Source organism: Polaromonas sp., from assembly GCF_041689105.1.
GTDB lineage: Bacteria > Pseudomonadota > Gammaproteobacteria > Burkholderiales > Burkholderiaceae_C > Polaromonas.
Genome location: NZ_JBDNGU010000098.1, coordinates 1 through 1,488, shown reverse-complemented (window position 1 = coordinate 1,488; position 1,488 = coordinate 1). Strand labels below are relative to the sequence as shown.

1 pseudogene is annotated in these 1,488 nt (G+C 64.7%); it reads left to right on the top strand.

The annotated features are described in order from the left end of the window. Positions 1-1,488, top strand: a pseudogene (locus ACESMT_RS10140) (excinuclease ABC subunit A); the annotation flags it as partial.

Below are 1,488 nucleotides of genomic sequence, written 5' to 3'. Positions count from 1 at the left end.
CTGCGCTCCGGCGCGATCAAGACCCTGCAGACACCGGCCTGGGCCGAAAACCAGGACGACCTGATGCGCCACGCAGAAGCCGCAGGCATCCCACGCGATACGCCCTGGTACAAACTCACGCCGGAGCAACAGCATTGGGTGATACACGGCACGCCGGCTTACAAGGACGGGCAGTGGAAGAAGCAATGGTATGGCGTGAAGCGGTTTTTCGCTTACCTGGAGACCAAGGCCTACAAGATGCACATCCGTGTGCTGCTGTCCAAGTACCGCAGCTACACGCCGTGCGAGACTTGCGGCGGCGCGCGCCTCAAGCTGGATGCGCTGTTGTGGCGCCTGGGCTCCAAAGAGGCCGCCGATGCGGTGCTGCCGTCGGGCAAACGTTTCATGCCGGTGGGTGTGGACTGGAGCCGCGCGCAACTCGAAGCCATGCCGGGTTTGAGCATTCACGATTTGATGCAGTTGCCGATAGACAAGTTGCGGCAGTTCTTCATTGGGCTGCTGCCCTCACCCCAACCCTCTCCCGCCAGCGGGAGAGGGAGCAAGGCGGAACCCGCTGCCGCTGGAGCGCGAGGGGGCAAAACAGAACCCCCTCTCCCGCTTGCGGGAGAGGGCAGGGGTGAGGGGGAGTTGCAAGCCCTCAAATCGCTGTTCGAGGAAATCCACACCCGCGTGCGTTATCTGTGCGACGTGGGCATCGGCTACCTGACGCTGGACCGGCAAAGTCGAACCTTGTCGGGCGGCGAGGTGCAGCGCATCAACCTCACCACGGCGCTGGGCACCTCGCTGGTCAACACGCTGTTTGTGCTGGACGAGCCGTCCATCGGCCTGCATCCGCGCGACATGAACCGCATCACGCAGGCCATGCACCGGCTGCGCGATGCCGGCAACACCCTGGTGGTGGTCGAGCACGACCCGGCGGTGATGATGGCGGCCGACCGCATGATCGACATGGGCCCCGGTCCGGGCGAGAAGGGCGGGCAGATTGTGTTTGACGGCACACCCGAAGACCTGAAACACGCCGACACCCTGACCGGCGCCTACCTCGGCTCGCGCAAGCAGGTCGGCATGGGTTTCAAGCGGCCGGTCAGCGACAATACGCCGCGCCTGATTCTGGAAGGCGCGCGCGACCACAACCTGAAAAACCTCACCGTAGAGTTTCCGCTGCAGCGCCTGGTCTGTGTGACGGGTGTCAGCGGCTCGGGCAAATCGACGCTGATGCAGGACATTCTGGCGCCGGCCCTGCTGCGCCAGTTCGGCAAGGCGACGGAAACACCGGGTGCGCACGACCGGCTGATGGGTGCCGACTATCTGACCGATGTGGTGTTTGTCGATCAGTCCCCCATCGGGAAAACCGCGCGCTCCAACCCCGCCAGTTATGTCGGTGCCTGGGACGCGGTGCGCGAACTGTTTGCGCAGGCGCCGCTGGCCCGGCAGCGCAGCTACACCGCGTCGAAGTTCAGCTTCAACAACGGCGACGGGCGCTGCCCG